General features: G+C 36.0%; 15 protein-coding genes and 1 pseudogene. 12 read left to right on the top strand and 4 right to left on the bottom strand.

The window, feature by feature from the left end; genetic code table 11:
• Window positions 1–54: 54 nt before the first annotated feature.
• The 4 genes and pseudogenes from FHP05_RS15560 to FHP05_RS08060 all read left to right on the top strand — a co-directional run.
• A pseudogene (locus FHP05_RS15560) lies at window positions 55–135 on the top strand (arsenic metallochaperone ArsD family protein); the annotation flags it as partial.
• A 223-nt stretch (window positions 136–358) separates the two neighbouring features.
• Window positions 359–2,533 (top strand): DNA topoisomerase III, encoded by a 2,175-nt coding sequence (locus FHP05_RS08070; RefSeq protein ID WP_147666896.1) that lies wholly within the window; start codon window positions 359–361, stop codon window positions 2,531–2,533.
• Window positions 2,534–2,575: 42 nt separating this feature from the next.
• Window positions 2,576–3,574: a hypothetical protein gene (locus tag FHP05_RS08065; RefSeq protein WP_147666894.1), complete on the top strand. Its 999-nt coding sequence runs from the start codon at window positions 2,576–2,578 to the stop codon at window positions 3,572–3,574.
• 149 nt (window positions 3,575–3,723) lie between these two features.
• Window positions 3,724–3,966, top strand: coding sequence for an indolepyruvate ferredoxin oxidoreductase subunit alpha (locus FHP05_RS08060; RefSeq protein WP_147666892.1), 243 nt, complete (start codon window positions 3,724–3,726; stop codon window positions 3,964–3,966).
• 74 nt (window positions 3,967–4,040) lie between these two features.
• On the opposite strand, the gene FHP05_RS15325 is transcribed toward FHP05_RS08060, so the two are convergent.
• Window positions 4,041–4,178, bottom strand: a complete 138-nt coding sequence (locus FHP05_RS15325; protein WP_191126290.1) for a hypothetical protein — start codon at window positions 4,176–4,178, stop codon at window positions 4,041–4,043.
• A gap of 154 nt (window positions 4,179–4,332) precedes the next feature.
• On the opposite strand from FHP05_RS15325, the gene FHP05_RS08055 reads away from it, so the two are divergent.
• The 4 genes from FHP05_RS08055 to FHP05_RS08040 all read left to right on the top strand — a co-directional run bounded on the left by FHP05_RS08055 (window position 4,333) and on the right by FHP05_RS08040 (window position 8,395).
• The gene (locus FHP05_RS08055) at window positions 4,333–4,596 is read left to right on the top strand and encodes a hypothetical protein (protein WP_147666890.1); all 264 of its coding nucleotides are present in this window, start codon (window positions 4,333–4,335) and stop codon (window positions 4,594–4,596) included.
• 318 nt (window positions 4,597–4,914) lie between these two features.
• Window positions 4,915–5,898 carry a TAXI family TRAP transporter solute-binding subunit gene (locus FHP05_RS08050; RefSeq protein WP_147666888.1) on the top strand — a complete coding sequence of 328 codons (984 nt, stop codon included), beginning with the start codon at window positions 4,915–4,917 and terminating at the stop codon, window positions 5,896–5,898.
• A 68-nt stretch (window positions 5,899–5,966) separates the two neighbouring features.
• Window positions 5,967–6,443, top strand: a complete 477-nt coding sequence (locus tag FHP05_RS08045) for a DUF1850 domain-containing protein (protein ID WP_191126289.1) — start codon at window positions 5,967–5,969, stop codon at window positions 6,441–6,443.
• Window positions 6,440–8,395, top strand: coding sequence for a TRAP transporter permease (locus tag FHP05_RS08040; RefSeq protein WP_147666884.1), 1,956 nt, complete (start codon window positions 6,440–6,442; stop codon window positions 8,393–8,395). The genes FHP05_RS08045 and FHP05_RS08040 overlap by 4 nt, the downstream gene beginning before the upstream one ends.
• A gap of 37 nt (window positions 8,396–8,432) precedes the next feature.
• Here FHP05_RS08040 and FHP05_RS08035 read toward each other — a convergent pair whose 3' ends face one another.
• The 3 genes from FHP05_RS08035 to FHP05_RS08030 form a co-directional block, all read right to left on the bottom strand.
• Window positions 8,433–10,499: a thioredoxin domain-containing protein gene (locus tag FHP05_RS08035; protein WP_147666882.1), complete on the bottom strand. Its 2,067-nt coding sequence runs from the start codon at window positions 10,497–10,499 to the stop codon at window positions 8,433–8,435.
• Between the two features lie 292 nt (window positions 10,500–10,791).
• Complete coding sequence (locus tag FHP05_RS15660) at window positions 10,792–10,920, bottom strand: hypothetical protein (RefSeq protein WP_269144275.1); 129 nt, start codon at window positions 10,918–10,920, stop codon at window positions 10,792–10,794.
• A gap of 19 nt (window positions 10,921–10,939) precedes the next feature.
• Complete coding sequence (locus tag FHP05_RS08030; RefSeq protein ID WP_147666880.1) at window positions 10,940–11,179, bottom strand: hypothetical protein; 240 nt, start codon at window positions 11,177–11,179, stop codon at window positions 10,940–10,942.
• 132 nt (window positions 11,180–11,311) lie between these two features.
• On the opposite strand from FHP05_RS08030, the gene FHP05_RS08025 reads away from it, so the two are divergent.
• The 4 genes from FHP05_RS08025 to FHP05_RS08010 all read left to right on the top strand — a co-directional run bounded on the left by FHP05_RS08025 (window position 11,312) and on the right by FHP05_RS08010 (window position 15,752).
• Window positions 11,312–12,028: a response regulator transcription factor gene (locus tag FHP05_RS08025; protein ID WP_147666878.1), complete on the top strand. Its 717-nt coding sequence runs from the start codon at window positions 11,312–11,314 to the stop codon at window positions 12,026–12,028.
• The gene (locus FHP05_RS08020) at window positions 12,003–13,388 is read left to right on the top strand and encodes a sensor histidine kinase (protein WP_147666877.1); all 1,386 of its coding nucleotides are present in this window, start codon (window positions 12,003–12,005) and stop codon (window positions 13,386–13,388) included. The genes FHP05_RS08025 and FHP05_RS08020 overlap by 26 nt, the downstream gene beginning before the upstream one ends.
• Before the next feature lie 55 nt (window positions 13,389–13,443).
• Entirely contained in the window at window positions 13,444–14,907 is a 1,464-nt protein-coding gene (locus tag FHP05_RS08015; protein ID WP_147666875.1) for a multicopper oxidase family protein, read from the top strand.
• A gap of 284 nt (window positions 14,908–15,191) precedes the next feature.
• Window positions 15,192–15,752 (top strand): hypothetical protein, encoded by a 561-nt coding sequence (locus tag FHP05_RS08010; RefSeq protein WP_147666873.1) that lies wholly within the window; start codon window positions 15,192–15,194, stop codon window positions 15,750–15,752.

Genomic DNA, 15,752 nt, shown 5'->3' with positions numbered 1-15,752 from the left:
CTTATATAATCAATAGCTTATATGAAGGTTTTGTAAAAAAAGGAGTGCTTATGGATCAAAAAAATAGATATTTGTAATCCTGCAATGTGTTGCTCTACTGGTGTCTGTGAACCAAGTGTGGTTCCAGAGTTAATCCCTCAAAATATATATTGAATTTTAGAGGTACAGAAGAAGATGGGGGACTAATCTTACAAAAAAACGATAGTTGTTGTTAATAACGTGGTAAATAATGGGTTCACCTAGTTTTGGTTCGCCTATTATTTATTACATGATTATGCAAAACAGCGGAACTTACAGTATGCCCTCCACCAATAAATTATGTTAAACTTACATTAGTAATCAAAGAGAGGATTTTTTCATGAGTAAAACTGTTGTTTTAGCTGAAAAGCCATCCGTTGGCCGTGATATTGGTCGCGTACTACACTGCAACCAAAAGAAAAACGGTTATATGGAAGGAGAAGATTATATAGTGACATGGGCCCTTGGGCATCTTGTGACATTAGCACAACCAGAAATATATGATAGTAAATATAAAACATGGAAATTGGAAGATTTACCCATGTTACCGAACCATTTAAAAACGACTGTCATTAAAAAGACAGGGAAACAATTTAGTACGGTAAAAACACAACTCAATCGTAAAGATGTGAATCAAATTGTCATTGCAACAGATGCTGGGCGTGAAGGGGAGCTTGTAGCCAGATGGATTATTGAAAAAGCACGTGTTCATAAACCGATTAAACGACTTTGGATTTCCTCTGTTACAGATAAAGCGATTCGAGACGGATTCAAGAATTTAAAGCCTGGAAAGAAATATGAAAATTTATATGCTTCAGCTGTCGCTCGCTCGGAAGCGGATTGGTATGTTGGTTTAAATGCAACGCGTGCACTGACAACTAAATTTAATGCTCAATTATCCAGTGGACGGGTACAAACTCCGACATTGGCAATGGTTGCTTTACGTGAAGAAGCGATTCGAAATTTTAAGTCGAAGAAATTTTATGAAATAAAAGCAAATACAAATAAGAAAGTTACGTGGACATGGCAAAATAAGGATAAGCAAACACGGATATTTTCTAAAGAAAAAGCAGAATCACTTGTGAAACGTTTAAAAAATCAACCGCTACATGTTACTCAAGTAGATAAAAAGTGGAAGAAAAAACATGCTCCACAACTATATGATCTAACAGAACTTCAACGGGACGCAAACCGCATATTTGGATATTCTGGAAAACAAACTTTATCTATTATGCAGAAATTATACGAACGCCATAAAGTATTAACTTATCCAAGGACAGATTCTAGAGTTCTTTCTAGTGATATTATTCCAACCTTAAATGAAAGATTGGATGCATGTGGAGTGGATCACTATGCAAAAATTGCCACTCGCTTACAACGAAAAAATTGGAAACTACCAAAATCGGTTGTTGATAATGCGAAAGTGACTGATCATCATGCGATTATCCCAACTGAAGAGTCTGTTATATTAGAGGATCTAGATAATCAAGAGAGAAAAATTTATGACCTAGTTGTCAAACGCTTTTTAGCCGTACTTTCTGAACCATATGAATATGAACAAATGACAATGACTGGAAAAATAGGTAATGAAACCTTTATCGCACGTGGAAATGCAGTGAAAAAACTTGGTTGGAAAGAACTGTATGACCGTTCATTTGATGAAGACGATATGGATGAACAACATGTACCGATGTTGAAGAAAGGTGACAAGGTAGAAAATATTATTGTTCAGTATGTAACTGGAGAAACAAAACCACCAGAAAGGTTTACAGAGGGTACATTACTGAAAGCAATGGAAAATCCAGCCCGTTTTATGACTCATGATGAAAAACATTTAGCAAAAACATTACATGACACAGGTGGACTTGGAACGGTTGCAACAAGAGCAGATATTATCGAAAAACTTTTTTCAAGTTCTTTGATGGAGTTAAAAGGGAAATATATCCATATCACATCAAAAGGGAAACAATTGCTTGAGCTTGTTCCAGAAGATTTACGTTCCCCAGCATTAACAGCTGAGTGGGAAGTGAAATTAAATAAAATTGCGAAAGGTGCTTTACCAAAGCAAAAATTCATTTCTGAAATTAAAGCATATACAAAAGAAGTCGTACATGAAATTAAAGATAGTGAAGAAACGTTTAAGCATGATAATATGACTGGAACGCAATGTCCAGATTGTGGCAAGCTCATGCTAGAAATAAAAAATAAAAATGGACGCATGCTCGTCTGTCAAGATCGTTCCTGTGGTCATCGAAAAAATATCGCCAAAAAGACAAATGCTCGCTGTCCAAATTGTCATAAGCGAATGGAACTTCGTGGTGAGGGAGAGGGGAAAACCTTTTATTGTCGATGCGGCCATCGTGAAAAATTGTCCACATTTAATAAACGGAAACAACATCAGAAAAAACATCATGTCTCCCGCAAAGAAGTGAATAAATATTTAAAGAAACAAGATGATAGCTTTAAAAACAATCCATTTGCAGATGCACTAGCGAAATTAAAACAGAAAGATTAAGTAGTGGTTTTTGTTAAGAGAATTTCGCGGTTCGTCACCTATTTGGGAGCCCGAGAATTTGCTTTTACCGAAAAAACGGTCATCCAATTTGATTTGGAAGCCCGAGATTATGCATTTACCGAAATATCGGTCACCCATCCGGATATGGAAGCCCGAGATTATGCATTTACCGAAATATCGGTCACCCATCCGGATATGGAAGCCCGAAATTCTGCATTTATCGAAATATCGGTCATCCATCCGGATTTGGGAGCCCGAAATTTTGTTTTTATCGAAAAAACGGTCACCCAATTTGATTTGGAAGCCCGAAATTCTGCATTTATCGAAATATCGGTCACCCATCCGGATATGGAAGCCCGAAATTCTGCATTTATCGAAATATCGGTCATCCATCTGGGTTTGGAAGCCCGAAATTTTGCTTTTACGGAAATATCGGTCACCCATCTGGATTTGGAAGCCCGAGATTATGCATTTATCGAAATATCGGTCATCCATCTGGATTTGGAAGCCCGAAATTATGCATTTATCGAAATATCGGTCACCCATCCGGATATGGAAGCCCGAAATTCTGCTTTTACGGAAATATCGGTCACCCATCCGGATATGGAAGCCCGAAATTCTGCTTTTACCGAAAAATCGGTCACCCATCTGGATTTGGAAGCCCGAGATTATGCATTTACCGAAATATCGGTCACCCATCCGGATATGGAAACCCGAAATTCTGCATTTATCGAAATATCGGTCACCCATCCGAATTTGGAAGCCCGAAATTCTGCATTTATCGAAATATCGGTCATCCATCTGGATATGGAAGCCCGAAATTCTGCATTTATCGAAATATCGGTCATCCATCTGGATATGGAAGCCCGAAATTCTGCATTTACCGAAATATCGGTCACCCATCCGGATATGGAAGCCCGAAATTCTGCATTTATCGAAATATCGGTCATCCATCCGGATTTGGAAGCCCGAAATTATGCATTTATCGAAATATCGGTCATCATAGCTAGCCCGTTTATAGACCATTCAAAAAAGGTCTAAATTGGAGATTTAAAATATTGTAATGAAATCTAACAAAGATAAATACAACATCTACTAGCTAGCAAGCTAATTGCTTGTAATAGAAATGTGATGTATTATTAAATAGATGGAGAAAATCATTAACTTCGAACTAGGGAGGTATTACATAGATGGCTTTTGTAATTTTGGATCCTTGTCGTAATGAAAAGGCAGGAGAATGTGTTAGTGTCTGCCCGGTAGACTGTATCGAGGAAGGGCCAGAGCAATTTTATATAGATCCAGATATTTGTATTGATTGCGGTGCATGTCTTGCAGTTTGCCCGGTAGATGCAATTGTCGAAGAATACGATTTAACACCTGATCAAGAAGTTTATCTTGAAAAGGCCGAAGAATTCTTTGCAAATAAAGAATAATTCAATCAAAAAAATCGCTAACAGTGGTGACCCCACAAGGTTAGCGGTTTTTTATGTACTTTTGTAGTGACTTTCTAGTCCTCTTTAACCTCTTCAGCTAGTTTAGCAGCAATCCAACGTTTTGCAGTATCTTTCTCCACCTCATAGATTTTCCCGGAACGAAGTAATTGTCCTTTGTATGCAGTTTGTACATTCATTTTTACCTTCACCATGCTAATCCGCTCCTTGTTACGTGATATATTATATATTATAGCGATTTTTGTAAAGGTTTGCCTTAAAAAGGACTTTATTGACATTTTTAAATTGTTTCTTGTCAAATATTCTGGTATTCTATGAATAGACTAAATGGAAATAGGGTGATTTAGAATGAGTGAAATTACCAATGATGCGATTTTCCAAGCGATTAAAGAACTAAGTGTTCAAGTAAGAGAAACACGCCAGGACATACAAAAAATGAACACGCGATTAACCGGAGTGGAAGAAAGATTAACAAGCGTTGAAAAAGATGTACATGAAATAAAAACGGATATGCGTAAAGTGAAATATCATATGCAAACACACAATAAAGAGATACTTGATGTAAAAACCGATATTCATATGATGAAGCAAGATTTGAATTTACAGTATTAACTTGAACAAAATATATTTCAACATCCAAGCAATATTTTTATAATGCAGGAAGATTTATAATCCACTATTATCCTTCTAATCATTACTACTAATTTTCCCTATAATATACATTCCTGCCTTTACAATACTTCCCTTATATAAATAAAGAGATTCTTTCAATAGTTTACAAAATACGAAGAAACTATCCTGATGATGTGGATAGTCTTTTTTTATGGATAAATATAAATTGATTTTCTAGTCATTTTTATCATAAATGCATAGAAGAAGAAATAGATATAGAGATAAGAAAATGCTTTCTATAAATAGGGGGGGAGTAAAATGAGAAAATCTATTTTTATATTAGGCTTTATACTTCTTTTGTTGTTAGCAGCTTGTGGAGATGACAAGGCAAATAAAAAGGATGGACAAGATCTAAGTGGAGAATTTATTACAATTTTAACAGGAGGTTCCTCTGGAGTTTATTATCCTTTAGGGGGAGCACTTGCTAAAATCTATCAAGAACTAGGGGCAAATGCAAATAGTCAATCCACTTCAGCATCTGCTGCAAATGCAATGACATTAAATGATGAAAAGGCAGAGTTAGGGTTTCTGATGGGGGACACTGCTGCTGATGCCTACGAAGGGATTGATAGTTTTCAGGAAAAAGGAGCACAGGAAAATCTACGTGCAATTGCATCATTATATGTAAATTATTTACAAATCGTTGCTACAAAGGATTCAGGGATAAAAACGGTTGGAGATTTAAAAGGGAAGCGAGTTGCCGTTGGTGCACCAGATTCAGGAACAGAAATTAGTGCAAGACGAGTATTAGATGCTTATGGCATGACATATGAAGATATTAAGGCAGATTACTTGTCGTTTGCTGAAGGTGTTGAGGGAATGCAAAACGGAACAGTTGATGCAGTTGTTATGTCATCTGGTTTACCTAATGCTGGAGTTATGGAACTAGGTACGACAAAAGAAATAGCAATTGTTGAAATTGAAGAAGAGAAAGCCTTACAGCTTCAAGAAGAATATACGGCATTTTTCCCGACGATTGTGCCGAAAGATACGTATGATGATATGGATAAGGACATACCGACAATCGGTGTTTATAACGTTCTTTTAACCCATAAAGATGTTTCCGATGAAACTGCCTATGCATTAACAAAAGCCTTTTTCGAAAACATCCAACAATTACGTGATACGCACCATGCGGCAAAAGATATTGAAATAGAGAATGCTCTTCGAAATCTTCCAGTCCCATTACATCCTGGTGCCCAAAAATACTATGATGAAGAAGGTATTTCAGAATCAAAATAATAACTTCTTCTATTCCTGAAAAGTTGAATAAGAGATTGAAAAAACGAGTTATTTGGATAGGAATCATGATGGGGATTGGAATATTTTTCACACCTCTTCAATCCGGCATTTTAGTGAGCAACCAAGAAGGAGAAAATCTCCATTTTATACCATGGAATAGCACTGAATTTTCGATTGGTTGGAAACATTCTGTAGAGCAAACCCCGTGGGAGGAAACATTTCAAATAGATGAAAATGGACAGTTTCGATTTGTTTCCTCCACTTATAAATCTTATGGCGCAGGAACACCAGATGTAGAAGGAAAAGTAGAATTTTTACCAAATGGTTTTATTCAAGTTACAGAAATGGAACGTACATTACCGTGTTTTTCACTTTTTTACGTACCTACTTCCAATTATTATTTGAAAAACACATCAAAAAGTATCCCGTTGTCTACCTTTGTTGAGCCATATACCAATGTTCAGCTGCAATATAAAAAACTAAAACTATACGAATGGATCATTTTTAAAATTAAATCCTTTATAAAGGGGGGAGCAGTGGAATGAGTTTTGAAAGGATAATAGAAGATACGAGTATAAGTGATGAAGAACAACGAGAGATAATCAAAAAATATGATTCGGAATCCCGGTTTCGAAATTTAAATATACCTTGGATGATTCGAATGGTCACATTTTTAGCAGTTGGACTTGCTCTTTTTCATCTTATTACATCTTTTACAGGGCCATTGATTACATTAAAACATCGAGCGCTTCATACAGGAGTTATTTTAGCACTAGTGTTTATTCTTTATCCATCACGAAAAAAAGCCCCTCAACAAAAAGCAACCATCATTGATTTATTCATGTCTCTACTATCTTTATTAACGATAATATATATATTTGTTGATTATGCAGGAATTGTAACAAGAGGTAGTCAACCGAATCAACCAGATTTACTATTTAGTCTGCTTATGGTGATGCTCGTTTTAGAAGGTGGCCGTCGAGTTGTTGGAACTGGATTAACGATTCTATGTTCCTTATTTCTAATGTACGCTTATTTTGGTCCGTATTTACCTCGAATTATTGCTCATCGTGGGTATTCGATTGAGGATATTTTTTCATATATGTACTTAACGACAGAGGGAATCTATGGAACTGCGATTGGTGTATCAGCAACGTATATCTTTTTATTTGTATTATTTGGGTCATTTCTCAATCGAACAGGAATGGGACAGTTATTTAATGATGCTGCTATCTCAATTTCTGGTCATACTGCAGGAGGGCCAGCGAAAGTTGCCGTGATTTCTAGTGGATTTTTAGGATCTATTAACGGTTCAGCCATTGCAAACGTCGTTACAACAGGATCTTTTACGATTCCGCTCATGAAAAGGACGGGATACTCGAAAAATTTCTCTGGTGCAGTTGAAGCAGCGGCATCTGTTGGTGGACAAGTATTACCACCAGTCATGGGAGCAACGGCTTTTATAATGGCAGAGACCTTGGGGATGCCATATGCGCATATAGCTTTAGCTGCCATCATTCCAGGATTATTATATTACATTGGGGTAATTACCGTTGTTCATTTACGCGCTAAAAAACAAGGGTTAAAAGGATTATCTCGAGATGAACTTCCGAATATGTTACAGGTTATAAAAGAACGTGGACATTTGCTCATTCCATTAATTTTGTTAATCTATATGTTATTTGGAGGGTTTACACCGATTTATGCAGCAGCCTGGGCGATTATTTCGACGATTATTATCTCGTTTGTAAGAAAAACAACTAGACTAAGCATAAAAGAGATTTTTAAAGGTTTAGAGGATGGTACGCGTAGTTCTTTAGGTGTAGCAATGGCTTGTGCAATGGTCGGTATTATTGTTGGTGTCGCTTCGTTAACTGGTTTCGGTTTGAAAATGACATCTGCTATTCTTTTTTTAGGAGCAAATACATTAATATTAACACTTTTTTTTACGATGATTGCTTCCATCATTCTTGGTATGGGACTACCATCGATTCCGACATATATCATCACATCATCTATGGCAGCACCAGCTTTAATTCAATTTGGTGTGGAACCATTTGTATCCCATATGTTTGTTTTTTACTTTGGTATTTTGGCTAATTTAACACCTCCTGTTGCCTTAGCAGCATTTGCAGGAGCAGGAATATCTGGAGGAGATCCAAATAGAACTGGATTTATATCCTTAAAATTAGCTGCAGCAGGGATATTAGTTCCATATATATTTGTCTATTCACCAGAATTATTATTACAGGGAACAAGCGCAGGAAGTGTTATTTGGCTTTCAGTGACGGCAATTACAGGGGTCATTATGCTTGGAGCAAGCTTAGAAGGGTATCTATTAACTAAGATGAATCCTTTTCTTCGAATATTGGCCTTGAGTGGAGCGATTACTTTAGTCATTCCAGGTGGATTAACGGACATCATCGGTATCAGTATGCTGATCGTTGTTTTAATCAGTCAACTATTACAACGAAAGAGAACAGTAAAAACTGCTTGAAATGAAAAAGCGCTCTAGCTGTTAAGAGCGCTTCTTCTTATTTTTTAACAATTTTCTTCATAGCTTCTTCTAAATCATTGATAGGTGCCTCACATGTGAATTCTTTACAAATATAAGCAGTTGGTTTGCCTTCCAATACTTGATAGTCCTTAGCAAAAGGAGATACCGAAGCAAGTTTCTCACCAGTTTCAGAAACAAGTAGGCTGACATCTGGGAGAAAGGCTTGTTGTAATTTTTGAACAAATGCTTGAAAATCTTGATTCTCTTGTTCACCGAGTACAATAACTTCTTTCGTCGGATATTCTGTCAACAGTAAACTTTGCACGAAAAAAGTAGCGGCAGAAGCTTGGCGTGAAATATCGTTGAAAAAGGTTGCATACATATCATCAAGTAAGTCCACATACTTCGTTTCTCCAGTAAGAGCACTCATCCTAAGAAGTGTGACAGCTGCGACACTATTTCCAGATGGAAGTGCACCATCATATACTTCCTTATCATCGGTAATCATTTGTTCAGCATCTTTTCCACTGAAGAAAAAGCCAGCCTGTTCATCATCCCAAAATAATTCAATCATTTGGTTAAGAAGTTCTTTCCCTTTTTCTAAATACTTTGTGGAAAATGTTGCTCCATATAATTCCACATATGCCCAAAGTAAATAAGCATGGTCATCAAGATATGCTTTATGTTTTGTTTCGCCATCACGATAACGGGCCATCAGTCTTCCATCAACAATTAATTTCTTTTCTATAAATGCTATTGCTTTTTCAGCAGCTTCTGTAAAAGTTTTTTCTTGAAAAATTCTTCCAGCCATCGCAAGTGCTGTGATCATTAATCCATTCCAAGAAGTTAAAATTTTATCATCCACATGTGGATAAATGCGTTTTTCGCGAGCTTCCAAGAGCAATTGACGGGCATTTTGCATTTCACGACCAAATTCTTTCATGCTAAGGTCATATTTATCTGCTATTTCGTGTAGATCAACAGAAATACGGTTCGGTATATTTTTCCCTTCAAAATTTCCTTGATCTGTTAATTGGTAAACATCTGCATAAAATTCACCTAATTCTTTCCCGAGAATATCGATGATTTCCTTTTTGTCCCAAACATAATATTTCCCTTCTACACCTTCTGAATCAGCATCAATTGCTGAATAAAACACATTTTCATTACTTTGCATTTCTTTCATGACAAAGGAAATAATTTGTTTTCCCATTCGTCTGAAGAAGTTTTTTCCGGTGATTTGGAAGGCTTCTGCATAAACCATTACCATCAGTGCTTGGTCATATAGCATCTTCTCGAAATGAGGGACAAGCCATTTTTCATCAACTGAATATCTGGAAAATCCGAACCCAATTTGATCATAAATCCCACCAGCAGCCATTTTAAGAAGGGTATGTTCTACCATTTCTAAAGCTCTCTCTTTTCCGGTGGCATGGTAATATCGAAGTAAAAATAATAGATTTTGCGGTTGTGGAAACTTTGGTGCCTCACCAAATCCACCATTCTCCCAGTCAAATCGTTGTTCTAATTGCTCATATGCTTCATCCACAGCTTTTTTCGTTAATTGTCGATTACTCTTTTGCTGTGTTGTTTGCTTTAATGCATCTTTTATTTGAATGGTCACATGTTTGATTTTGTCTGGGTCTGATGTATATGTATGGTGTAAATGTTTAAGCACTTCCATAAAACCAGGCATCCCGTATCTCTCTTTTTTAGGAAAATATGTACCTGCAAAGAAAGGTACTTTATCAGGTGTCATGAAAATGGTCAGTGGCCATCCACCATGACCTGTCATCATTTGACATACTTTCATATAAACTGAATCAATATCTGGTCGTTCTTCCCGGTCCACTTTAATTGAAACAAAATGCTCATTTAAATATTTAGCAACTTCTTCATCTGAAAATGATTCCCTTGCCATCACATGACACCAATGACAAGTCGAGTAGCCGATAGAGAGGAAGATCGGTTTCTTTTCCTGTTTGGCTTTTTGAAATGCTTCCTCACCCCACGCATACCAATCTACGGGATTATGAGCGTGTTGTAAAAGGTATGGCGATTTCTCTTTTATTAATCTATTTGCATTTTTATTATTATCAAACATTTATTAACACATCCTTTTTAAACTCCATTGTAAATGTTTGTCAGAATGAATAAAAGTGTAACCCATTATTAAAGGGGGTTAATTCCTGAAAATAAAAACTTTAAGGAAGGTACTAAAAATATAGAAGCGCTGTTATCATCTTTGAAATAATTAAGAGATTCTACAAAAAAAGAGTAATACAGTTAAACAGTATCTATCAATAGCCCTTTTCTATTCAAATAGGATTAAAGATAAATTTCAGCCACTATAAAAAGAAAGGAGTGACCATAATTTAGTCACTCCTTTCCAATGATTACCTTTTATCCTTATGATAATTTTTTAATGCTAATTTGGTGGCATAATACACAACGATACCGATAGAAGCAAGGTTAAGTATCCATCCAAGTAACCCATAACCCATCATATTCATCATCCCCATCATACGGGATCACCTCTTTAAACTATAAATTATTCATCATATCACGGAAACCGGTATTGTTTTGCATCATACCATTTTCACCGTGACAGTTGTTAAACATTTCTTCTTGCTGTTCTTGTGATAAACTAGGATGCATTTCTTCAATAAACGGTTGCATTTCCTCAAAGTTAAAGATACCATTTGCATTTGATTCAGCTGCAACAAAAGTTGCACTTCCTAATAGAACGGCTCCAGTTAATATACCTATTACTAATTTTTTCATTTATAACATCTCCTTTTCTTAACTAAATCATACCTCTTATAAATGTAGAATTTGTGGTGAACTTATGTGGAAGTTGTGAAGATTATCATTTTCATTTTAATTGATGATACTATATGAAAGAGGTGGTTTAACATGACTAAAATTCTTATTGTTGACGATGAAGATATGATTCTTGAAGTGTTAGAAGCATACTTTGAAAAAGAGGGATGGGAAACCATTCCTGCCTCTAATGGAATAGAAGCATTAAAAAAAATAAAAGAAAATAATCCAGATATTATTATTTTAGATCTTATGTTGCCAGATATTTCAGGTGAAGAGGTATGTAGATTAACGAGAAAAGAAAGTGATGTTCCTATCATTATGTTAACAGCAAAATCGACAGAAGACGATTTAATTAATGGAATCGTTATTGGGGCAGATGACTATGTTACAAAACCTTTTAGTCCAAGAGAAGTCGTAATAAGGGCAAAGGCCATCTTACGTAGGTTAAAAAGAGTGATTAGTGGAAACCAGTTATCGTTCAATAAAGGAAAGCTAACAGTAGATCTTTTAAAAAAGGAGATAGCATTGAATAACGAAATCATACCACTAACTCCTACCGAATATAAGCTATTAATAGCTATGGCAAGCTATCCCGGACGAGTTTACAGTCGTTTTGATTTACTGGGAAAAATTCAGGATGATGGAACCTATTTTGAAGGATATAAACGAAGTGTTGACACACATATAAAAAACCTTCGGAAAAAGATTGAAACAGATTCTCGCCACCCAGAATTTATTTTAACTGTTTTTGGGATGGGATATAAGTTTGGGGGAGCGTCTGATGCGTCGATTGACACTCCGTTCTAAAATCCTGTTTTACCTATTGGTTGTGTCACTTTGTGGTATTTTTCTTACTAGTTTTTCTATACTTTGGGGATTTGAAGATCAATTTAATGAATATTTAAAAATTAATAGAGAAGAAAGAAGTAAGCTAATAGAAGATGAAGCAATTAATTCTCATAAAGAAACAGGGAAACTAATTGATAACCAATTAATAAATTTAATGCATCAACAAGCTATGACAGACAATTTATTTTATAGAATTACTGATGAAGAAGGACAGGTAATAGCAGATACAACGATGATGCTCGGAATGATGAATAGGATGGGAATGCATTCTGATTCGGACATCGATATGAAAACGGAATACCGAAAAAATACTTATGATTTAACATTTGATGAAAGATATGTAGGCAATATGGAAGTTTATTATCCAGAGGAAATGATAGGGGAAGACATTGCTTTTTTAAATACAATTAAATCGAATATTTATCTTGCTATTATTGTTACAGTTGTTTTAGCGTTCGTGTTTAGCCTATTGTTTTCGAAACGCCTAACAACTGGATATCGAAAGTTATCAAAAGCTATTCAAGAATTACAAGAACATAAATGGCGAACTCGTGTACCAGTTAAGGAATTGTCAGATGAAATGAAGCCACTTGGTGAATCGTTTAATCGACTTGCTGAATCGTTATCAAAGGAAGAGATGCTTCGTAAACAGTTTACTGCTGATTTTGCTCATGAAATACGAACCCCACTTGCGACACTAAGAAGTCAAATGGAAGCTTTTCAAGATGGGGTTTTTGAACCAACGCCAAAAAGGTTGCAGCAAGGTCATGATGAATTGATGCGTTTAGTACGTCTAGTGGGTGAATTGGAAGAGTTACTTGCCGCTGAAAATCCACAAATAAAACTAAACAAAAGTAATATAGATGTAGGATATTTATTACGTTTAGTAGGGGGGCAATTTACCCCAGCCTTTCAGAAAAAAGGCGTTTCGTTAAACATTCAAATGCCAACTAAAGAATGTTGGTTACATGCGGATCAGGATCGTGTTTTACAAGTGTTAACGAATATAATAAATAATGCCCTTCAGTATACCCCAGCAGGGAATAGCGTATATGTTAAGATAGTGGATTCTAATGCTTATGTTGGGTTTTGTGTTCAAGATGAAGGGATTGGGATTAAAGAGGATGATCTCCCCTATCTATTTGAACGATTTTACCGAGGGGATAAATCAAGAGACAGAAAAACAGGTGGAATAGGTATTGGATTGTCTATTGTCAAGGCATTAATGGATGCACACCGTGGAAAAATTCAAATCGATAGTAAATGGAAGGAAGGAACGGAAATTACAGTTTTCTTCCCAAAGCATGAAACTTTATGAATAGATAAGAATCTGAATGGCTGGGTAACATCTTCACTCACGAGGAGGAAAAAGTATGAAAAAATATTTAGGTATTAGTTTGGCTGGATTAGTAATTATTTTTGGAGGGTATTACCTCTTTTTTATACAAGGTTCAGGTATATCGGGATACCCAATCAATGAATCAGATAATGGGAATTCCTTTAATAAAACGGATATAGCTGGAAATTCATCTCTACCCATCCCACCATTGTTAGAGGATAAAAATCCAGATCCAGATAAAGCTGAATTCCATATAACTGCCCAAAATGCAACAAAGGAATTTATTTCAGGAGTGGAAACAGAAACGATGGGGTATAACGGAAATTATTTAGGCCCTGTCATTAGGGTCCGAAATGGGGAAGACGTGTCCGTACAGGTAGAAAATAATTTAGAAGATGAAATTACGACAATTCATTGGCACGGCCTAGAAGTGGATGGAGACGCAGATGGAGGACCACATTCAGGAATTCAACCGGGCGAGTCTTGGACACCGGAATTTACGATAGATCAGCCTGCAGCTACGCTGTGGTATCACCCTCACCCAGAAAAAAATACCGGGAGGCAAGTATATAAGGGATTAGCGGGATTATTTTTCATTGAAGATGAAGTTTCTGACTCTCTGGATATTCCAAAAGACTATGGGGTGAATGATGTTCCACTTATCATTCAGGACAAACAATTTAATGAAAATGGAAGTTTTCAATATGAACTAGGAATGCATGATGTGATGAACGGATTACAAGGAGGTACAATGCTAGTCAACGGGGCTGTAGATCCTTATTTGGAAGTTCCAAAAGGCATGATGAGGCTACGGTTATTAAATGGATCGAATGCAAGTGTGTATGAACTCCATTTTAGTAATAACCAAACCTTTTATCAAATTGCAAGTGACGGTGGTTTTCTTGAAAATCCAGTAGAGATGGACGAGCTTATTCTGGGTCCAGCCGAGAGGGCAGAAATCCTAGTTGATTTTTCAAATTTTAAGGATGGAGATACAATTCAATTATCGAATAAAGGGTCAGAGTTTATGAAGTTTGTTGTAAACGGTGAAAGTGAATCCAACTATGCCATTCCAGAACAATTAACTACCATTGAGAAGATTGATCCTGATGAAGCAGTAAGAACTAGAGAATTTGTTTTTCAAGGAATGGGGCCTATGGTCAACATTAATGGAAAACAAATGGATATGAATCGAATCGACGAATTTGTGGATGTACATGAAACAGAAATATGGGAAGTTTCCAATGAGAGTGGAATGGGAATGATGGGAGGGACTGTTCATCCCTTCCATGCGCATGGTGTCCAATTTCAAATAATTGATCGTGATGGAAATCCACCGCCACTTAATGAAACTGGATGGAAGGATACGTTTATTGTGTATCCGGGAGAAAAAGTTAGGGCTATTGCTACATTTAATCATTCTGGTGTATTTATGTATCATTGTCATATACTTGAACATGAAGATGCAGGAATGATGGGACAATTTAAAGTGGAATAAAAAGTGGAAGCTTAAATATTATATTAATTATCTATATGAGCATTTCGGAAATATATTCATTATAATCAAAAAATACGGTGACATAATTCACCGTATTTTTTGGTTAAGCGGAAATTCAAATAGATAGTAGCTTAGATGAAGGAACGGAGGTTTCGAATATTTTTACGATAACTCTCTTGTACTGTTATCTGTAAATATAAAAATAAACCCTATATGGGTATATCATAATGCGGGTTAACAGTGAATACAATAAAAGTGGACAAACTAAGATTGGAGTTGAAATAATGTCAATTTCATTATTTTTTATACTTTTGTTGTGTGCCACCCAAGTTATAACAACCATTATTTATGTAGCGCATTACCGAAATTGGGTAACAAAAATGAATGGAATGATGATATCCATGTCATTAGCGATGTCGGCAGGAATTCTAATGGGAACTATTTTAGGGGTCATCTATCATGGTGATTTATTTAAATCAACCATTTACGCTATAATGATTGGATTGGTTGTTGGGTTTTTAGCAGGATTACCTATAGGTCTTCCTGCTGTCATTGATGGCATACTCTCCGGACTAATGGGGGGGATGATGGGAGCCATGCTAGGAGATATGGTAGCAATGACTAGGCCGAATGCGATCATTAATATTATAGCTGTGTTGATAACAATGGTTTTGTTACTTGTTTTATATGCAGCTGAAGAATCGATTAGTAAACAAGCTAACCACCAAATTCTTTCCTTTTTTAAATATCCATTCTTAATGATTTTTACCATTGTAATATTATTTTTGGTATTGAATTACATTGATCCACTTGATTTTCACTTTCTAGATAAGAGTGGGCATTAA

The organism is Cerasibacillus terrae (assembly GCF_008039555.1).
Taxonomy (GTDB): Bacteria; Bacillota; Bacilli; order Bacillales; family Amphibacillaceae; genus Cerasibacillus; species Cerasibacillus terrae.
The sequence above is the reverse complement of the archived record's forward strand: the minus strand, read 5'-3'. Positions and strand labels throughout refer to the sequence as shown.

Coding starts and splice junctions, on each gene's coding strand:
- FHP05_RS08035 (WP_147666882.1), bottom strand. CDS start 10,499: ATGTTTGATAATAATAAAAATGCAAATAGATTAATAAAAGAGAAATCG.
- FHP05_RS15325 (WP_191126290.1), bottom strand. CDS start 4,178: ATGGTGAAGGTAAAAATGAATGTACAAACTGCATACAAAGGACAATTA.
- FHP05_RS08070 (WP_147666896.1), top strand. CDS start 359: ATGAGTAAAACTGTTGTTTTAGCTGAAAAGCCATCCGTTGGCCGTGAT.
- FHP05_RS08015 (WP_147666875.1), top strand. CDS start 13,444: ATGAAAAAATATTTAGGTATTAGTTTGGCTGGATTAGTAATTATTTTT.
- FHP05_RS08045 (WP_191126289.1), top strand. CDS start 5,967: ATGGGGATTGGAATATTTTTCACACCTCTTCAATCCGGCATTTTAGTG.
- FHP05_RS08050 (WP_147666888.1), top strand. CDS start 4,915: ATGAGAAAATCTATTTTTATATTAGGCTTTATACTTCTTTTGTTGTTA.
- FHP05_RS08060 (WP_147666892.1), top strand. CDS start 3,724: ATGGCTTTTGTAATTTTGGATCCTTGTCGTAATGAAAAGGCAGGAGAA.
- FHP05_RS08020 (WP_147666877.1), top strand. CDS start 12,003: ATGCGTCGATTGACACTCCGTTCTAAAATCCTGTTTTACCTATTGGTT.
- FHP05_RS08030 (WP_147666880.1), bottom strand. CDS start 11,179: ATGAAAAAATTAGTAATAGGTATATTAACTGGAGCCGTTCTATTAGGA.
- FHP05_RS15660 (WP_269144275.1), bottom strand. CDS start 10,920: ATGATGGGGATGATGAATATGATGGGTTATGGGTTACTTGGATGGATA.
- FHP05_RS08010 (WP_147666873.1), top strand. CDS start 15,192: ATGTCAATTTCATTATTTTTTATACTTTTGTTGTGTGCCACCCAAGTT.
- FHP05_RS08040 (WP_147666884.1), top strand. CDS start 6,440: ATGAGTTTTGAAAGGATAATAGAAGATACGAGTATAAGTGATGAAGAA.
- FHP05_RS08025 (WP_147666878.1), top strand. CDS start 11,312: ATGACTAAAATTCTTATTGTTGACGATGAAGATATGATTCTTGAAGTG.
- FHP05_RS08055 (WP_147666890.1), top strand. CDS start 4,333: ATGAGTGAAATTACCAATGATGCGATTTTCCAAGCGATTAAAGAACTA.